This is a genomic window from Nocardioides sp. R-C-SC26, assembly GCF_021246465.1.
Classification (GTDB): Bacteria; Actinomycetota; Actinomycetes; order Propionibacteriales; family Nocardioidaceae; genus Nocardioides.
On sequence record NZ_JAHRHK010000015.1, the window covers coordinates 41,914 to 59,670 of the forward strand.

Genomic DNA, 17,757 nt, shown 5'->3' on the forward strand with positions numbered 1-17,757 from the left:
AGATCGAGTAGCCGCACGACCGGGGAACGGAGCCGTGACCGACGCACCGAGAGTCATCACATGCGCTCCGGAGCGCTCACGCCGAGAAGACCCAGACCGTTGGCGAGCACCTGACGGGTCGCGGCGACCAGCATCAGGCGGCTGCGGTGCAGGTCGGAGACCTCTTCGTCGCCCATCGGGAGGACCCGGCAGTTGTCGTAGAAGCGGTGGTAGACGCCAGCGGTCTCCTCCAGGTAGCGGGCGACGCGATGCGGCTCTCGCAGCTCGGCGGCACTGGCCACGACCCGCGGCAGCTCGGCGAGCGCCCGCAGAAGGTCGCCCTCCTTCTCGTGGCTCAACAGCGACGGGTCGAATCCGTCGCGACCGACGGCGATGCCCAGGTCGGCGGCGTTGCGCAACAGCGCGCTGGTGCGGGCATGGGCGTACTGGACGTAGAACACGGGGTTGTCGTTGCCGACCTTGGCCCAGAGGTCCAGGTCGATGTCGATGTTGGAGTCGCTGCTGTAGCGAGCCAGCGCGTAACGGCTGGCGTCGACGCCGATCGCGCCGACCAGGTCGTCGATCGTGACGACCGTGCCCGCGCGCTTGGACATCCGCACCGGCTCGCCGTCCTTGAGCAGGTTGACCATCTGCCCGATCAGGATCTCGAGGTTGACGTGCGGCTCGTCGCCGAAGGCGGCGCACATCGCCATCATCCGGCCGACATACCCGTGGTGGTCTGCGCCGAGCATGATGAAGCAGCGGTCGAAGCCGCGCTCGCGCTTGTCGAGGTAGTAGGCCAGATCGCCCGAGATGTAGGCGCCCTGGCCGTCGGACTTGATGACGACGCGGTCCTTGTCGTCGCCGTACTTCTCGGTGCGCAACCAGAGTGCGCCGTCCTGCTCGTAGGTGTTCCCGAGCTCGGTGAGCCTGGCCACGGCCGCGTCGACGGCGCCGCTCTTGTGCAGCTCGTCCTCGTGGAAGTAGACGTCGAAGTCGACCCCGAAGTCGTGCAGCGACTTCTTGATCTCGGCGAACATCATCTCTACGCCGGCGTGGCGGAAGGCCTCGTTGGCCTCGTCGTCCGGCAGCGAGGCGGCCTCGGGCCGAGCGGCGACGACGGCGGCGGCGATGTCGTGGATGTACTGACCGCCGTAGCCGTCTTCCGGCACGGGCAGACCCCGCGCCGAGGCGAGCAGCGAACGGCTGAAGCGGTCGATCTGGGCGCCGTGGTCGTTGAAGTAGTACTCGCGGGTGACGTCGGCACCCGTGGCGGTGAAGATCCGGCCGAGCGCGTCGCCGACGGCGGCCCAGCGAACGCCTCCCAGGTGCAACGGGCCGGTCGGGTTGGCCGAGACGAACTCGAGGTTGATCCGCTCGCCGGCGAAGGCGCTCGACTCCCCGTAGGACTCACCCGCGGCCACCACATCGGCCGCGACCTGACCCTGTGCCGCCGCCTCGACGGTGATGTTGAGGAAGCCCGGGCCGGCCAGCTCGACGGCGGCGATGCCGGCCGACGCCGTCAGCTTGGCCGCGACCAGCTCGCCGAGTGCGCGCGGATGGGTGCCCGCCTTCTTCGCCAGCTGCAGCGCGACGTTGGTCGCGTAGTCGCCGTGGCCCTTCTGGCGGGGGCGCTCGACGGTGACCTCGGACGGAAGTCCGTCGGGGACGACGAGGTCGCCGTCGGCGACCAGGGACGCGAGCGCGTCGATGATCGTGCTGGAGAGCTGGGCCGGAGTCACCGGCTCAGCGTATCGGCGGGCACCGGTTTCCCCCGCACCGATATCGGCCGGTAGTGTCCCCGGTGCGCTGGTCTCGCCACCAGCGCGTGCCTCCGTAGCTCAGGGGATAGAGCACTGGTTTCCGGTACCAGGAGTCGCAGGTTCGAATCCTGCCGGGGGCGCCCTCGATGTCGCGGACATCGCCGCTGCGGGCCTACGTGATCGTGGGCCCGCCATCGTTCGCGATGCCGTCGAGTCTCAGCACCTCGAGATGACGGCATCGCGTCGCGCGTCGTCGCCGTAGCGGCGCGCGTCGTCGCGGTAGGGCGTGACCACGCTGGCCCCGTTGATCGTGGCGAAGCCGCCCCGCAGCACGCAGCCGGTGATCTTGCGGGGGTCCACCTGGGCGATCGCCTGGGCGATCCGGAACAGCTCGGACGGGCCGAGGTCGGTGTGCAGGTGCCGCAGCACGCTGAGCACGCCCTTCTCGATGAACCCGGGCGTGTCCGCCTTGGCCGCGATCTCGGCCTGGATGCCGCGCAGCACGATCTGCTGGTTGGCCGAGCGGTCGAAGTCTCCGCCGGGCAGCGACTTCCGGATCCGCGCGAAGGCCATCGCGTCGTACCCGCCGAGCCGCAGTCGTCCGGCCTCGAAGCCGCGCTCCTTCAGGTTCGAGTCGGAGAAGGCTCGCGGGTTGCGCACGGTGATGCCGCCGATGTCGCTGATCATCTGCTCGAAGAAGGGGAAGCGTGTGACGAAGACGTACTGCGGCTCGATCCCGATCAGGTCTCCCACCGCGCGTCCGAGCAGGTCCGGGCCCCCGTAGACCATGGCGGCGTTGATCCGATCCGAGCCGACACCGGGGATGGTGACGTAGGAGTCGCGCGGGATGCCGATGGCCGTCGCGGCCCCGGTACGGGTGTGCAACCCGATCAGCTGGAGCGCATCGCCGCGTACGCGTGTCATGTCCTCACCCGGGCGGGCGTCGGAGCCGACCGCGAGGATCCATACGATGTCGCGGTCCAGCGGCACCGCCGCGGCCGTCTCGGTCCGCACCAGCACCGCCTGGGTGGACGACGGGCCGGCGTCGGGCAGCGCGAGGGCGACGAGCATCAGCACCGCGGCCAGGCCCGCCCGGCGCAGGCCACCGACCAGACCCCGCCCGCCCGACCGTGCCTGCGCGCTCATACCGTGCCCCGCGCCAGGTCGTAGCCGAACACGCGCCACGCACCGCTGTCGGAGGTCAGCAGGAGGCGCCCGGTGAGGCGGTCCTGTCGCTCTCCCCCGGAACCGACGCCGGTCAGTCGCATGCCGAGCGCGATCCGCGCGGTCGCTGCGACCGCTCGACCGTCGACGGCCAGCACGTCGACGATCACGCGACGGTTGACCGCCCGAACGTGCTCGAGCCGGTCCGCCAGGGTGCCGTTGCTGGTCAGGGCGGCGTCGTCCACGGCGCGTGTCGTCGTCCGCGCGTCGAAGCCCGGGAAGGAGCGGCCGCCGATGCGTCGCGGGAACTCGCCCAGGTAGGCGGCCTCGAACCACGCGTCGACGACCGCGCCGACGCGTTCGGTGGCGGTCGCGCGGGTCGCAGGAGCGAGCCGGCCGGTCACCGTGCCGGTGGTGACCACCAGCGCGACGTCCGGCTCCGCGGTCGCCGTGCCTCCCGAGAGCGGGCTCGGAGCGCCCGGCTCCCCGTCGCCCGAGCAGGAGCTCAGAGCCGACACGACGACGGTGAGGAGCACCACCCGGAGGGCGAGCGAGGAAGGCCACCACCGGCCCGGACCGGGCAGGGACGGGTACCGCGAACTCACCATGACTCCCGAATGTCGACGACCCGGACCACGACCTCGATGTGGTCCTCATGACAGCGTGCCTGAAACCGGCCCGGGATCCACGCATTTGCTCAGGCGGTTGGTCTAGCCTGGGTGCGGCGTCCACGCCGGCTCCACCACCCTGACGAACCACCCACCGATCGCGCATCCGGAAGAGGCGAACCCAGCCGTGCCGCAGTCCCCTGGCCAGTCCAGCAGCTCCACCTCCACCTCAGGCGCGGCGGGCCCGGTTCCCGCCGCGGACTTCGGTGCCAACGAGTGGCTCGTGGAAGAGATGCGCGAGCAGTTCGACGCCGATCCCCAGAGCGTCGACCCGGCGTGGGCCGCGTACTTCGGTGGCGGGGCGAACGGCTCGACCAACGGCTCCGCGCCCGAGCGCAGCTCCCGGCCCGCCGAGCAGCCCGCCGCACCTTCTGCGAAGCCCACCCCGGTATCGGCCTCCGGGTCGAACGGCACGTCCGGCGCAGCCACGAGCTCGGTGCAGCCCAAGGCCGAACCGCGGCCGGTCACCAAGGCCGCCGAGCCGGCGAAGGCGACGAGCACGCCGACGCCCAAGGAGTCCGCGCCGGCCGAGCCCTCCCAGGCGAGCGACGAGCCGACGTACACCGTGCTGCGCGGCGCACCCGCCCGGACCGTGCAGAACATGGACAGCTCCCTCACCGTCCCGACGGCGACGTCGGTGCGAGCGGTTCCGGTGAAGTTGCTGTGGGACAACCGGATCGTCATCAACAGCCACCTCGCCCGCGCGCGGGGCGGCAAGGTCTCCTTCACCCACCTGATCGGCTACGCGATGGTGCGGGCGCTGAAGTCGATGCCGGAGATGAACGTCGGGTTCGACGTCGTCGACGGCAAGCCGAACCTGATCACCCCGGCCCACATCAACCTGGGCCTGGCGATCGACGTCCCGAAGTCCGACGGCACCCGGCAGCTGCTGGTGCCGTCGATCAAGGCCGCCGAGGGCATGGACTTCGCCGGCTTCTGGACCGCCTACGAGGAGGTCGTGCGCAAGGCCCGCGACAACAAGCTCACCGTGGGCGATTTCCAGGGCACCTCGATCAGCCTGACCAACCCAGGTGGTATCGGCACGGTGCACTCTGTTCCTCGACTGATGCGGGGTCAGGGCGCGATCATCGGCGTCGGGGCGATGGAGTACCCCGCCGAGTGGCAGGGCGCCTCGGACGAGGCGATCTCGCGCAACGGCATCAGCAAGGTCATGACGCTGACCTCCACCTACGACCACCGCGTGATCCAGGGCGCACAATCGGGCGAGTTCCTCAAGCGCATCCACCAGCTGCTCCTGGGCCAGGACGGCTTCTACGACGACATCTTCCGCTCGCTGCGCATCCCCTACGAGCCGATCCGGTGGAACAGCGACATCGCGACGTCGCACGACGACGAGATCGACAAGCAGGCGCGCATCCTCGAGCTGATCCACGCCTACCGCGTGCGCGGTCACATGATGGCCGACACCGACCCGCTGGAATATCGCCAACGCAGCCACCCCGACCTGCAGATCGAGCAGCACGGCCTGACGCTGTGGGACCTCGACCGCGAGTTCCCGACCGGCTCCTTCGGCGGCGAGGGCCGACGGTTCATGAAGCTGCGTCACATCCTCGGGATCCTGCGCGACTCCTACTGCCGCACGACCGGCATCGAGTACATGCACATCATGGACCCCGAGCAGCGGCGCTGGATCCAGGAGCGCGTGGAGCGCCCGCACACCAAGCCTCCGCGCGAGGAGCAACTGCGCATCCTGCTCAAGCTCAACCAGGCCGAGGCGTTCGAGACGTTCCTGCAGACCAAGTTCGTCGGCCAGAAGCGCTTCAGCCTCGAGGGCGGCGAGACCACGATCCCGGTGATCGACGAGATCTGCGAGGCCGCCGCCGAGGCCGACCTCGACGAGGTCACCATCGGCATGGCTCACCGCGGCCGCCTCAATGTGCTGGCCAACATCGTGGGCAAGAAGTACTCCCAGATCTTCCGGGAGTTCGAGGGCAACATCGACCCGCGCACGGTGCAGGGCTCGGGTGACGTGAAGTACCACCTCGGCGCCGAGGGCGAGTTCGTGGCCGGCTCGGGCGACACGATCAAGGTCTCGGTCGCGGCCAACCCCTCCCATCTCGAGGCCGTCGACCCGGTGCTCGAGGGCATCGCCCGCGCCAAGCAGGACGTGCTCGACCGCGGCGACGACTTCCCGGTGCTCCCGCTGCTCGTCCACGGTGACGCGGCCTTCGCGGGCCAGGGAGTCGTCGCGGAGACCCTCAACCTCAGCCAGCTGCGCGGGTACCGCACCGGCGGCACGATCCACGTCGTGGTCAACAACCAGGTCGGGTTCACCACGTCGCCGGGCTCCTCACGCTCCTCGCTGTACTGCACCGACGTCGCGCGGATGGTGCAGGCGCCGATCTTCCACGTCAACGGCGACGACCCCGAGGCCTGCATCCGCGTGGCTCGGTTGGCCTTCGAGTACCGCCAGGCCTTCCACAAGGACGTCGTGATCGACCTGGTCTGCTACCGCCGACGCGGACACAACGAGGGCGACGACCCCAGCTACACCCAGCCGCTGATGTACGACCTCATCGAGCAGAAGCGGTCGGTGCGCAAGCTCTACACCGAGTCGCTCATCGGTCGCGGCGACATCACGATCGAGGAGGCCGAGCAGGTCCTCGCCGACTACCAGCAGCAGCTGGAGCGGGTCTTCACCGACGTCAAGGACGCCACGTCCCAGCCGCCGGAGTGGACGACGGTGCCGGACTACCCGGACAAGACCGTGGGCGAGACCAGCACGGCGGTCACCCTGGAGGTGCTCAAGCGCATCTCGGACGCCTACGTGACCCCGCCCGCCGACTTCACCGTGCACCCCAAGGTGATGCCGCAGCTCCAGCGCCGCGCGACGGCCATCACCGAGGGCCCGATCGACTGGGGAACCGGCGAGATCCTCGCGTTCGGCTCGCTGCTGATGGACGGTCGGCCGGTGCGCCTGGCCGGGCAGGACTCCCGTCGTGGCACGTTCGTGCAGCGGTTCGCGACGATCATCGACCGTCGCAACGCCGACGAGTGGACGCCGCTCTCCTCGCTCACCGAGGACCAGGCCAAGTTCCACGTCTACGACTCGCTGCTCTCCGAGTACGCGGCTCTCGGCTTCGAGTACGGCTACTCCGTGGCTCGACCGGACGCCCTGGTGCTCTGGGAGGCCCAGTTCGGCGACTTCGTCAACGGCGCGCAGACCGTCATCGACGAGTTCATCACCTCCAGCGAGACCAAGTGGCGCCAGCAGTCCGGCGTTGTGCTGCTCCTCCCGCACGGCTACGAGGGCCAGGGCCCCGACCACTCCTCCGCGCGCATCGAGCGGTTCCTCCAGATGGCGGCCGACGAGGCGTTCGTGGTCGCGCAGCCCTCCACGCCCGCCTCGCACTTCCACCTGCTGCGCCGTCATTCGCTCGGCGAGGAGCACCGTCCACTGGTGATCTTCACGCCGAAGTCGATGCTCAAGCGCAAGGAGGCGGCCTCGATGCCGTCGGACTTCACCGAGGGCTCCTTCCGTCCGTTCATCGCCGACGCGAAGGCCGACCAGGACAAGGTCGACACCCTGCTGCTGTGCTCGGGGCGGGTCACGTGGGACCTCATGGTCGAGCGCGCCAAGCGCGAGAACGGCGAGCGGTTCGCCATCGGCCGTCTCGAGCAGCTCTACCCGCGCCCGATCGAGGAGATCAAGGCCGAGATCGCCCGGTACCCGCACCTGAAGGAGGTGCGCTGGGTGCAGGACGAGCCCGCGAACAACGGTCCCTGGCCCGACCTCGCACTCAACGTGTGGCCCGAGGTCGACGCCGAGGTCGTCCGCGTCAGCCGCGACGCGTCGTCCTCGCCGTCGGTCGGCACGATCAAGCGCCACACCGCCGAGCAGAAAGCGCTGCTGGACCAGGCCTTCGCCTGACCGGTCCCGCGTCGACAGCCCGTCCCCCGTCGAGCACACCGCAACGGTGTCGTCCCGGCGGGGGACCATGGCGTCCGGACACCGCGCTGCCACACTGCGGGCATGTACTACACCGACCGCGGAATCGAGGAGCTGGACAAGCGCCGAGGTGATGAGGAGGTCACCCTGGCCTGGGTCGCCGAGCAGCTCCAGGCCTTCACCGACTCCCACCCCGAGTTCGAGACCGCGGTGGAGCGCTTCGCCACCTGGCTCGCGCGGCTCGACGACCCGGAGGACTGATGAGCGACTCCCCCGACGAGATCCCCTACGCCACGTGGGGTGAGCGGTTCTTCACCACCGCGGTGACCACCGAACGGGTCCTGGCCGGCATCAACGTCCTCGCCGGCCAGCCGATCGACGTCGGGCCGATGGGGGTGGGTCCACGGAAGATCGTCAAGGTCCGCGCCACCGGTTCCATCGGTCAGGCGCAGGGCCGCAAGGTCGGCGACGCGCCGGTCTCGTTCGAGATCACGCTGCCGGTCTCGCTGGAGTTCGTGATCGACCTCGGCCTGGACAAGCACCGGTTCACCGCCGAGATCGTGGTGCCGCTCGCGATCACCGCACGATCCCGCTCCGACCTCGCCATCGTGTTGGACGTCGTCGCACCCACGGCGTCTCAGGTGCGGATCGACCTGCGGGCCCAGGGCCTGCGCGCCTCGTTGACCCAGCACGCCGCCAACGTCGAGGGCGAGCTGCGTCGCTTCGTCGCGAAGTACGTCGCGCGGGAGCTCGACAAGCCCTACGTCGCCGCGGCCCGGCTCATCGACGTCTCCGGGGCGATCGACAAGGCGATCTCCACCCTCGGCCCACGCCAGCCCGACCCCGACGACGTCGTCGCGGACTTCGACGAGGCGCTCGCCGCCGAGATCGACTCCTCCCCGACCCTCTTCGCCGACCCGGAGCTCTTCAGCGAGCGTTGACCCGTCTTTCGATCAAGACGGGTCAACGTGGAAGGTCGGGTCGCCGGCCGTGGGAGGATCTCCCCTCGTGGCGGAACTGCACTTCTTCACGGGCACCATGGACTCGGGCAAGAGCACCCTGGCACTGCAGACCGATCACAACCACGCCGCCCGCGGACGGGTGGGACGGATCTTCACCGCGCACGACCGCGCCGGCGACTCGGTGATCTCGAGCAGGCTCGGTCTGACCCGCGACGCGGTCGAGGTCGACGCGGAGTTCGACTTCTGGCACTACGTGGTCGGCGCCCTGACCCACGGCGCGCGGATCGACTACCTGATCTGCGACGAGGCCCAGTTCTATACCCGCGAACAGGTCGACCAGCTGGCCAAGATCGTCGACGAGCTGCAGCTCGACGTGTTCTGCTTCGGCATCCTCACCGACTTCCGCACCTCCCTGTTCGTCGGGAGTCAGCGACTGGTCGAGATCGCCGACCGCGTCCACACTCTCCAGGTCGAGACGCTGTGCTGGTGTGGGAAGCGCGCGACCCACAACGCCCGCACGGAGGACGGGATCATGGTCACCGAGGGCGACGTGATCGTCGTCGGCGACGTCGAGGACGCCGGCATGAGCGGGCCACCTGCCGATGTCGCCTACGAGGTGCTGTGCCGCCAGCACCATCGCCGCCGGTTGACGGCGGACCGAGCACGCGCGGTGAGTCTGACGTCCGAGCCGCTGCCCTTCGGCTGACGCCGCGGGCGACCCTGGACGACGAGTGATCTACGTCACTACTGTCAGCGCCGACATCGTCGTCGTCCTCGGAGGTCCCCCGTGTCTCGTCGTGTGCTCCTCGCCGCCCTCACCGGGCTCGGCGTCCTCCTGCTCGGTCTGACACCGGTTCCGCCGGCCGCGGCCGACGGTCCGGGCGTGGGCGCACCCTGGGTGGTCACCCTCGGCGACTCCTACATCAGCGGCGAGGCCGGACGGTGGGCCGGCAGCAGCAACGCCTCCAGCGCTCGCGCGGACGCTCTCGGCGCCACCGCCTACTTCGACAACGCGAGCGGGAACGGCGAGGCGATCACGCGCTGCCACCGCAGCCGGTCGGCACAGGCGCACATCGGTGGCGGCGTCCAGAGCCTCAACCTGGCCTGCTCGGGGGCGACCACCGCGACGACGACGGGTGACAACTTCAAGCCGGGCCTGGACTTCTACGACGACGGCGCAGGCCGGGTCGGGCAGGCGCGCGCGCTCCAGCAGGCGGCCGCCACGCGCAACGTGACGATGGTCGTCGTCTCGATCGGCGGCAACGACTTCAACTTCGCCTCGATCGTGCAGTCCTGCGTGGTGAACTTCCTCTACTCCCCGAGCTGGTGGAAGGACTACTGCTACGACGACAGCTCGGTCACCGCGAACTTCACCGCCGCCAACGTGAGCGCCGTCCGGACGCGGATCGCGGCGGCGCTCCAGAACGTGCGCACGGCCATGCGCAACGCCGGCTACACCGACTCGTCCTGGACGCTGCTGGTGCAGACCTACCCGTCGCCGATCCCTCGCGCGAGCGGCTTCCGGTACGCCCAGAGCGGCTACCCCCGCCAGTCGACCGGTGGGTGCGGCTTCTGGGACGCCGACGCCAACTGGGCCAACGACACCGCGCTCCCCACGATCAACAACACCGTGCGCGCGGCGGCGACCGCTTCGGGCCTGGCCAACATCAAGGTGCTCGATCTCGCCGCCGCCTTCAACGGACGGCGTCTCTGCGAGAACACCGTCGGGCTCTACGAGGAGCGTGGCATCGCGAACTGGACGTCGCCGGGCGCGGTCGATCAGACCGAGTGGATCAACCAGATCCGCACGGTCTCCACGTGCTGCTCCAACAGCCCGTACTACATTCAGGAGTCCCTGCACCCGAACTACTGGGCGCAGCTCGCCACGCGCTCGTGCGTCCGGATGGCCTACAACGGCGGCGCGCCTCGCTCCGGCACCTGCTCGATCGCAGGGACGGGCCTGACGGGCGGCGAGCCGCGGATGCGGTTGCAGTAGCCGCCCCGCGGCCGCGGCCGCACACGTCTCAGCCGCCGAGGTGCTGACCGACCGGGAGCTGGAACTCCCCCTCGCCACCGAGATCCTCGACGTCCACCGTGCACCCGCCCGAGGGCACCTCGCAGGAGAGCAACGAGAACGATGCGCCGTCGGTCGACGCCAGGACTCCGATGGTGTCGGCGTCCCACCACGAGACCGTGGTGGAGAACGCACCGAAGCCGGTGGGAAGCTGCGGCGTGACGTCGTCGCCGGTCACGGTACGCACGGTCAGGGTGTCCTCGTCCGGGGCGTAGAAGCGAGCATCGGGCGAGATCAGCCCGTTCGAGCCGAAGACACCCGGAAGCTCGCGGGTCTGGGTGGGGCTCGAGCCGATCCGCAGACCCTCGTCGTAGACGGCGAAGAGGCCCGCGCGGGCGTCGACCAGGTCGAAGGACTCGCTGACGTCCTCCATCACGATATCCGCCGTTCCCCGACGCACGTCGGTGGCGGCGATGCCGCGGCCGTCGACGGTATAGAGGACGCCGTCGTCCAACGAGGCCATGAAGCTGGACTCGCGCAGGTCGAACCGCGCATCCACGACGCCCGCGAGGCTCTCGACCGCGGCGGTGTCCTGGTCGAGCACGCGATAGACCAGCGCATCGCCTGAGCGATCGGTCCAGGCGGTCCACTCACCGTCGGTGACCAGGGCCCGTGTGCCGGGATCGAGCACCGAGGAGCCCACCTCCTCGGCGCGGCCGTCGAGGACCGACCACACCGCCCCGTCGACGTCCACGACCACGTATCCGCGGTCCGTCGCGACGTAGGCATGGATGGGGCGCTCGAACAGGATGCGCCCCGTCGGCGTCTCGAGGGTCTCTCCGTGCGCCCAGCTCCGCTCGGCCGGCGGCGCCGGAGCCGGCTCCTGGGCGGCCGCACCGACGTCGGTCGGGCCGCTCGCCTCGGTGACGACCACGGAGACCGCTCCGACGACGGCGAGCGCGGCGACTCCGCCGACGATCGCCCCGACCCGCCGTCGGCGCCGGCGGTCTCCGGCGGAGACGATGGCGTCGAGGTCGACCGGGGAGAAGGTGAGGCTCTCGGTGCGCTCCCGCATCTGCTGGGAAAGGGTGGAGTGGTCGTTCATCGGGTCACCGCCTGGTTCTGGAGGACGCTCGGATCGAGTCGGAGCTTGGTCAGAGCGGCCGACACCTGGCTCTTCACGGTGCCGACCGCGCAGCCCATGACCTCGGCGGTCTGGGCCTCGGTGAGGTCCTCGTAGTAGCGGAGCACGACGGCGACGCGCTGACGCACGGGCAGTCGCTGCAGGCAGTCCCACAGCCAGGCACCGTCCGTCACCCCCTCGGCGTGACCGACCGACGATCTCTCGGGCAGCTCGGCGCTCACCCGCTCGCCGGTCCAGGACCTGCGACGGAACCACGTGATTGCGGTCGTCGTGATCGCGGTCCGGACATAGGTCTCGGGGTTTCCCTTGCTCCGCAGTCGCGGCCAGGCCTGGTAGGTCTTGGTCAAGGCTTCCTGCACCAGGTCCTCGGCCAGGCCGACGTCGCCGACCATCAGGTAGGCGGCGCGGTGGAGCGCGTGCTGACGTGCCGCGACGAAGTCGGCGAAGTCGGCGTAGTCGCGACTGCGCCGACGCCGCAGGTGATCGCTGGGTGACCCGGGCAACGGGGCTCCTCTCCTCGGGGATCTCACGGCCTACGACGTGGTAAGAGCCCGAGAAGGTTCGTCGCCCTTCAGCGCATCTCAGCGGGGAGCGGCGAAGACCTGCACCCAGTAGTGGACATAGGGGGTCCCGGGCGCCTGGACGTGGCCGACACCGACCTGGGTGACGTCGGCGGACATGATGTTCTTGCAGTGCCCTGCGCTCGCGAGCCACTCCGTGACGACCTCCGAGGGCGTCTTCTGACCGGCGGCGATGTTCTCCCGCACAGAGCCCCAGACATAGTCCTCAGCGGTCACGCGCATACCCAAGGTGCCCCCGTCAGGGGAGGTGTGGCTGAAGAAGCCTTCCTTGGCCATCCTCTCAGCGAACTTCTGTGCGGCGGCATCGAGGCGCTCGTCACGCGTTAGGCCAGGAACCGCAGGCATCGACGTCCGCTTGCACGATTGAGCGCTCGCCCGAGCCTTGTTCGTCAAGGCGACGACTCGGTCGGCGAAGCTCGGTGGGACCGGCGTCGGGGTGGGCGTGGGAGTCGGCGTCGGGGTGGGTGTGGGGGTGGATGTGGGGGTGGGGGTCGGGGTCGGGGTGCTCGTGCGGACAACGAGGGCACGAGCCGGAGTGACGACGTCGGGAGAGGACTTCCCCTTGCCGACCAGGCGCATCCGGATGAGAACCGAGAGCGAGCGGCTCGGCGCGACGTACTCGAACGTGGCGCGACCCCTAGCGCCAGCCGTCCTCCTCACCGAACGCTTCCATGGAGACGACTCGCTCGCCTTCCACTCGAGCACGAACTCGCGCCCCGCGCGCGGGCCCTTCGTGACCTGGAGCGCGAAGACGTAGCGATCCCGCGGTTCCAACGAGACCGGCTCCAGATCCCACCCGCCGATCCACTCAGCCCAACCCTTGGTCCCCGACTGCTGTGGGGCTCGCTCGGCACCGACTGCAGCCATCGGTGAACCGGCAGTCGTACCGAGCACGGCTGAGATGACGAGCAGCGGCGCGAGCATCGTCATGGCGGTGGCCACGAGCGCGGTTCGTCCCGCACGACGAGATCGACAGGTGGGGGCATCGTCGGTGAACCGAACACGTGAGCGTGGTGTCATGCCGGGATACTCCCACCGGGCAGTTCGGAGGTTCCGCTCTAGTCCACCAGGAGCGGGATGGTCATCTCGTCGGCCGTGAGCGAGCCGTGCAACCCCACGAGGGACTGCTCGTAGCCGAAGCGCTCGCTGGAGAAGATGCCGTGATCCCCTCGGCACGCGACCAGGACGTCGCCCAGGCGCGGCAGAACAGCGGCGTCGACGGGGCCGAACCACCCGCGAGCGATCGCCTCGCTGCGCGAGAGCACCTCGGCGACGTCGCCGAGCTGCTCGCGCCATGTCGCCAGGACGTCGTCGACGGCACCGGAGCGGCAGTAGAGGTGACGGAAACGCGCCTCCCCGCCGAGCAGGGCGACGCCGTCGAGCAGCTCGGCATGCTGGTCGACGTCGGTGCGGTTCTCCGGCGGGCAGTCGACCATGCCGTGATCGGCTACGACGACCAGACGGCACGACGGCGGCAGCGCCTCGCGCAGCTGCTCGGCCTCCGCGTCGACCATCGCAAGCTGCTGGAGCCACTGGCTGGAGGAGACGCCCCAGCGATGCCCGGTCCAGTCGAGATCGCTGTCGTAGAGGTAGGTCAGCGACGGGCGGGCGGCCGAGGAGGACACGGCCGCGGCGATCCGCTCGCCGACCTTGTCGGCCCCGACGAAGTCGGCACCCCTGCTGGAGGCCAGAGTCAGGCCGGAGCCCTCGAACTCGCGCTTGTTCACCACGGTCACCGTCGCGCCGGCCGCGCCGAGGTCGGCCAGCGCCGTCGGGTGCGGCTGCCAGTCGAGCGGGTCGACGTCGGCGTCCCAGAAGAGGTGGTTGAGCAGCTGGTCGGTGCCGGGCACCCGCGCGGTGAAGCCGACGAGGCCGTGCACACCGGGCGTGAGCCCGGTGCCGAAGGAGGACAGGCTGGTCGCGGTCGTCGACGGCACCCCCGCCGTCCCCGAGCCGGACTCACCCGCCTCGGCGAGGAGGCTCGAGAGGTACGGGGCGGCGTGCGCGTGGCGTCGCAGCAGCCGCGCTCCGAGCCCGTCGACGAGGAAGACGACGTAGGCGTGCGCTTCGGGCAGTACCAGCGTCGTCGGCGTGCGCCCGGTCAGCGTCAGACCGAGCGCGTTCGACACCGCCGGCACGACGTCGGCCAGCGACCGCGAGCCGTACGCGGGTTCGACGAACTGCGCACCCACGGGATCCATCCGGCCCATCGCCAGCCTCGACTCAGTGCTGGGTGGCGGCCGAGAGGGAGGCCGCGAACGCGAGGAGTCCGCCGACCGCCTCGGTGCCGTCGGCGGCCGCGGAGACCCGCAGGGAGAAGTCGTCGGAAGCCAGCACCCCGGTATAGCCGTGGTCGGCCTCGCACTGGGGGTCGCTGCACGCGGCCGGTTCCAGGTCGACCCGGCTCACCCCGCCCCAGCCGATGGTCATCACGGCTTCTGCGGGCGGGCGCGGGCCCGCCGTCGGGTTGGCGGTCATCCGCGTGACGACGACCGACTTCACCGACGTCAGGCTGATCGCCTCGGTCGAGGTGCTGGTGTAGGGCTCGGGCAGGAGGTCGTCGCCGTCGTGCTCGTCGGTGTGGGCCAGGATCAGCCGCGACGGCGTCAGCACCAGCACGCTGAGATGGCGCCGGACCTCGTCACGCTCGAAGGTCGGCTCGTGGTGCACGAAGAACGAGACGACGTTCTCCCCCGCGACCGCGCCGTCCACGGCGTCGGCGACCACCTCGGGGTAGTAGCCCGTGCGGTCGATCGCCCGGCGCAGGTCGCCGGTCGGTCCGGAGGTAGAGGAGCGCATGGCGCCGAGTCTGCCGCACCGGGCACTCAGTGCGGCACGGTGTCCCCAGGATGCGGGTTGAGGCGCCGGGCGTAGAGGTCGGAGCGCGAATCGCTCACCGGCGCCACGCGCGCTGTCGCGGTCAACACGCTCACGCCGTCCACACCGGCGAGCACGAGGGGGAGCTCCAGCTGACTGACCTGGGGCAGGTCGTTCTGCAGCTGGGCGATCCGCCCGATCAACGACTCCACGGCGGCGACGTCGACCGGCTCGGCACCCCGATATCCGAACAGCAGCGGCGAGCTCTTGACCTCCCGCACGAGGTCGGCGACGTCGCGTCCGCCCAGCGGCGGGATCCGGTAGGCGCGGTCGTTGATGAGATCGATGATCGGGCCGCCGAGGCCGAACGAGACGACAGGTCCGAAGAGAGGGTCCTCCATGCTGCGCACCGCGATCGGCACCCCCGGCGGTGCGCACTTCTGCACGACGAACTGCGCGGCGGCCGGGTCGCGCACCAGAGCCGAGAGCGAGTCCCACGCACTCTTCATCTCGGCCGCCGAGTCGATGTTGCGCCAGACATGGGCCAGGTCCGGTCGCTCTCGCATGCCCTCGGCGGTGGCCTTCAGGACGACGTCCCACTTCAGCGCCTTGCCGGCGGCCTGCGCCTGCTTGAGGGAACCGACGGCGACGGCGTCCCACAGCTCGATGCCGTAGGCGGCGAGCAGCTCCTGCGTCTGACCCCGCGTCAGGTCGGTGCCGGTGGGGTGGATCGAGAGCACCTCGTTAACGATGCGCCGTGCCGTGGCGACGTCGGCCTCCGCGACGTCGGGCACGGGCGAGTCGGGCGTGCGCAGCCACAGCGCGTAGCCCACCACCTTCGCCAACGCCCGCACGGCGGACTCCACGGCCGGGTAGCTGGGCACCGAGCCGCGACCCGCCGCGGAACCAGCGACGTCGGGCACGCGCAGGAGCTCGGGCAGGCCCTCGGCGCCGAGGAACGAGGTGACCAGCGGCTTGTCGGACTGCTCTCCGACGGCGGCGAGCACGTTGGCGACGTCCTCGCCGGAGATGTTGAGCGGCGGGATGTAGACCGAGATGACGGCGTCCACCTCGTCGTCGTCGATCGCCTCGTCGAGGGCGTCCTCGAAGTCCTCCGCGCTCGGCTCGGCGTGCAGTGTCGTGGCGCGGCTGACGACGAGACCGACGGCGGCGGCCGCATCGGCGGCGAGCAGACCGAGCGCGTCGGAGTTGCCGACGATCGCGACCCGGCGGCCCTTCGGCAGCGGCTGGTGGGCCAGCAGCTGCGCGACGTCGAACATCTCCTCGAGCGTGTCGACCTGGATGATGCCCGCCTGGCGGAACATCGCGTCGAGGGCCTCCGGGGGTGCGGAGATCCGACGGACGGCGTGACCCATCGGCACGCCCTGGGTGGTACGCCCCGAGCGGACGGCGATGATCGGCTTGCGCAGCGAGACACGACGAGCGATCCGGGAGAACTTGCGCGGGTTCCCGATCGACTCCAGGTAGAGCAGCACGACCTCGGTGGCGTCGTCCTCCTCCCAGTACTGCAGGAGGTCGTTGCCCGAGACGTCGGCGCGGTTGCCGGCGCTGACGAACGTCGTCAGCCCCAGGCCTCGGTTCTGGACCTTCTCCAAGATCGCCGAGCCGAGCGCACCGGACTGGCAGAAGAACCCGGCACGGCCCCGTGGCGGCATCACCTGCGAGAGCGAGGCGTTGACCTGGACCCGGGGGTCGGTGTTGATGACCCCGAGGCAGTTCGGGCCGATCAGGCGCAAGCCGTACGAGCGGGAGAGGCCGACCAGGTGCCGCTGACGCTGACGTCCCTCCTCGCCGGTCTCGGCGAAGCCGGAGGAGATCACGATCATGCCGTGCACGCCCTTGGCCGCACAGTCCAGCACGACGTCGTTGACCGACTCGGCCGGGACGGCGACGATCGCGACGTCGACCTCGTCGGGGATGTCGTTGATGGTGCGGAACGCCGGCAGCCCCGAGACCGCGGCGGCGCTCGGGTTCACGGCGTAGACACGGCCGGTGAAGTCGGCGTTGACCAGGTTGCGCACCAGCACCTGGCCGATGGTGTCCTGCCGGCGGCTGGCGCCGATCACGGCCACCGAGCGCGGGTTGAAGAAGCGCTCGATCGACGCCGCCTCCGCGCGGTGCTCGCGGCCCCGCATCACCCCGATCGAGGTGTCGGTCGGGTCGATGGAGAACTCCAGGGTGAGGACGCCGTCCTCGTACCCGCTCGCGACGCGGTAGCCGGCGTCGCGGAAGGTGTGGATCATCTTGTTGTTGTCGGGCAGGACCTCGGCGGTGAACCGCTCGATGCCGCGTTCGCGCGCCGCCTGCGCCAGGTGCTCGAGCAGCAGCTGACCGATGCCTCGGCCCTGCTGGGCGTCCTCGACGAGGAACGCGACCTCGGCCTCGGCGTCGCCGACGACGTCGTAACGCCCGACGGCGATCATCTTGCCCTGCAGGAGCAGGACCAGCGCGACGCGCTGGTCGTGGTCGACCTGGGTGAACCGCTTGATGTCGCGCTCGGAGAGCTGGGGCATCGGGCTGAAGAACCGGTAGTACTTCGAGCGGTCGGAGACCCGCGCGTAGAACTCGACGAGCAGGTCGGCGTCGTCCGCGCGGATCGGACGGATGTGCGCCGCCCTGCCGTCCCGCAGCAGGACGTCGGCCTCCCAGTGGCGTGGCGGCAGCACGCCGGTCGCAGCCTCCCTGCCCGATCCGTCGTCGTCCCGCTGCGTCACCCGATCAGCGTATCGGCTGG

Annotated in this window: 14 protein-coding genes and 1 tRNA gene; 6 read left to right on the forward strand and 9 right to left on the reverse strand. The window is 70.2% G+C overall.

Annotated features, from left to right (window positions below):
- Positions 1 to 56 precede the first annotated feature (56 nt).
- Complete coding sequence (gene argS / locus KSO97_RS13885; RefSeq protein WP_232679877.1) at positions 57 to 1,721, reverse strand: arginine--tRNA ligase; 1,665 nt, start codon at positions 1,719 to 1,721, stop codon at positions 57 to 59.
- A gap of 88 nt (positions 1,722 to 1,809) precedes the next feature.
- Between argS and KSO97_RS13890 the strand changes: the two genes are divergently transcribed.
- Positions 1,810 to 1,882: transfer RNA gene (locus KSO97_RS13890), tRNA-Arg, on the forward strand.
- Between the two features lie 76 nt (positions 1,883 to 1,958).
- Here the strand turns inward: KSO97_RS13890 and KSO97_RS13895 are convergent.
- Both KSO97_RS13895 and KSO97_RS13900 read right to left on the reverse strand, forming a co-directional pair.
- Positions 1,959 to 2,888: an LCP family protein gene (locus tag KSO97_RS13895; RefSeq protein WP_232679878.1), complete on the reverse strand. Its 930-nt coding sequence runs from the start codon at positions 2,886 to 2,888 to the stop codon at positions 1,959 to 1,961.
- Positions 2,885 to 3,514: a hypothetical protein gene (locus KSO97_RS13900; protein ID WP_232679880.1), complete on the reverse strand. Its 630-nt coding sequence runs from the start codon at positions 3,512 to 3,514 to the stop codon at positions 2,885 to 2,887. The genes KSO97_RS13895 and KSO97_RS13900 overlap by 4 nt, the downstream gene beginning before the upstream one ends.
- A 187-nt stretch (positions 3,515 to 3,701) precedes the next feature.
- On the opposite strand from KSO97_RS13900, the gene KSO97_RS13905 reads away from it, so the two are divergent.
- The 5 genes from KSO97_RS13905 to KSO97_RS13925 all read left to right on the forward strand — a co-directional run bounded on the left by KSO97_RS13905 (position 3,702) and on the right by KSO97_RS13925 (position 10,442).
- The gene (locus KSO97_RS13905) at positions 3,702 to 7,466 is read left to right on the forward strand and encodes a multifunctional oxoglutarate decarboxylase/oxoglutarate dehydrogenase thiamine pyrophosphate-binding subunit/dihydrolipoyllysine-residue succinyltransferase subunit (protein WP_308188311.1); all 3,765 of its coding nucleotides are present in this window, start codon (positions 3,702 to 3,704) and stop codon (positions 7,464 to 7,466) included.
- 102 nt (positions 7,467 to 7,568) lie between these two features.
- Positions 7,569 to 7,745, forward strand: coding sequence for a DUF6104 family protein (locus KSO97_RS13910; RefSeq protein ID WP_232679882.1), 177 nt, complete (start codon positions 7,569 to 7,571; stop codon positions 7,743 to 7,745).
- On the forward strand, positions 7,745 to 8,425 hold the full coding sequence (locus KSO97_RS13915; protein WP_232679884.1) for a hypothetical protein: 681 nt from the start codon (positions 7,745 to 7,747) through the stop codon (positions 8,423 to 8,425). The genes KSO97_RS13910 and KSO97_RS13915 overlap by 1 nt, the downstream gene beginning before the upstream one ends.
- Before the next feature lie 67 nt (positions 8,426 to 8,492).
- Positions 8,493 to 9,152, forward strand: coding sequence for a thymidine kinase (locus tag KSO97_RS13920; protein ID WP_232679886.1), 660 nt, complete (start codon positions 8,493 to 8,495; stop codon positions 9,150 to 9,152).
- 81 nt (positions 9,153 to 9,233) lie between these two features.
- Positions 9,234 to 10,442, forward strand: a complete 1,209-nt coding sequence (locus KSO97_RS13925; protein ID WP_232679888.1) for an SGNH/GDSL hydrolase family protein — start codon at positions 9,234 to 9,236, stop codon at positions 10,440 to 10,442.
- 28 nt (positions 10,443 to 10,470) lie between these two features.
- Here KSO97_RS13925 and KSO97_RS13930 read toward each other — a convergent pair whose 3' ends face one another.
- The 6 genes from KSO97_RS13930 to KSO97_RS13955 form a co-directional block, all read right to left on the reverse strand.
- Positions 10,471 to 11,565: a hypothetical protein gene (locus tag KSO97_RS13930; RefSeq protein WP_232679890.1), complete on the reverse strand. Its 1,095-nt coding sequence runs from the start codon at positions 11,563 to 11,565 to the stop codon at positions 10,471 to 10,473.
- Positions 11,562 to 12,107 (reverse strand): SigE family RNA polymerase sigma factor, encoded by a 546-nt coding sequence (locus KSO97_RS13935; protein WP_232679892.1) that lies wholly within the window; start codon positions 12,105 to 12,107, stop codon positions 11,562 to 11,564. Before KSO97_RS13935 ends, KSO97_RS13930 begins: the two co-directional genes overlap by 4 nt.
- A 78-nt stretch (positions 12,108 to 12,185) precedes the next feature.
- Entirely contained in the window at positions 12,186 to 13,127 is a 942-nt protein-coding gene (locus KSO97_RS18380; RefSeq protein ID WP_232679893.1) for a CAP domain-containing protein, read from the reverse strand.
- A 116-nt stretch (positions 13,128 to 13,243) separates the two neighbouring features.
- Complete coding sequence (locus KSO97_RS13945) at positions 13,244 to 14,386, reverse strand: alkaline phosphatase family protein (protein WP_232679896.1); 1,143 nt, start codon at positions 14,384 to 14,386, stop codon at positions 13,244 to 13,246.
- A gap of 22 nt (positions 14,387 to 14,408) precedes the next feature.
- Positions 14,409 to 14,984, reverse strand: coding sequence for a DUF5998 family protein (locus KSO97_RS13950; protein ID WP_232679899.1), 576 nt, complete (start codon positions 14,982 to 14,984; stop codon positions 14,409 to 14,411).
- A gap of 26 nt (positions 14,985 to 15,010) precedes the next feature.
- Positions 15,011 to 17,737 carry a bifunctional GNAT family N-acetyltransferase/acetate--CoA ligase family protein gene (locus KSO97_RS13955; RefSeq protein WP_232679901.1) on the reverse strand — a complete coding sequence of 909 codons (2,727 nt, stop codon included), beginning with the start codon at positions 17,735 to 17,737 and terminating at the stop codon, positions 15,011 to 15,013.
- Between the last annotated feature and the right edge of the window lie 20 nt (positions 17,738 to 17,757).

Bases quoted from the DNA above. Each gene is read 5' to 3' on its own strand.
- KSO97_RS13895 (WP_232679878.1), bottom strand. From the start codon at position 2,888: ATGAGCGCGCAGGCACGGTCGGGCGGGCGGGGTCTGGTCGGTGGCCTG.
- KSO97_RS13900 (WP_232679880.1), bottom strand. From the start codon at position 3,514: ATGGTGAGTTCGCGGTACCCGTCCCTGCCCGGTCCGGGCCGGTGGTGG.
- KSO97_RS13910 (WP_232679882.1), top strand. From the start codon at position 7,569: ATGTACTACACCGACCGCGGAATCGAGGAGCTGGACAAGCGCCGAGGT.
- KSO97_RS13915 (WP_232679884.1), top strand. From the start codon at position 7,745: ATGAGCGACTCCCCCGACGAGATCCCCTACGCCACGTGGGGTGAGCGG.
- KSO97_RS13930 (WP_232679890.1), bottom strand. From the start codon at position 11,565: ATGAACGACCACTCCACCCTTTCCCAGCAGATGCGGGAGCGCACCGAG.
- KSO97_RS13945 (WP_232679896.1), bottom strand. From the start codon at position 14,386: ATGGATCCCGTGGGTGCGCAGTTCGTCGAACCCGCGTACGGCTCGCGG.
- KSO97_RS13950 (WP_232679899.1), bottom strand. From the start codon at position 14,984: ATGCGCTCCTCTACCTCCGGACCGACCGGCGACCTGCGCCGGGCGATC.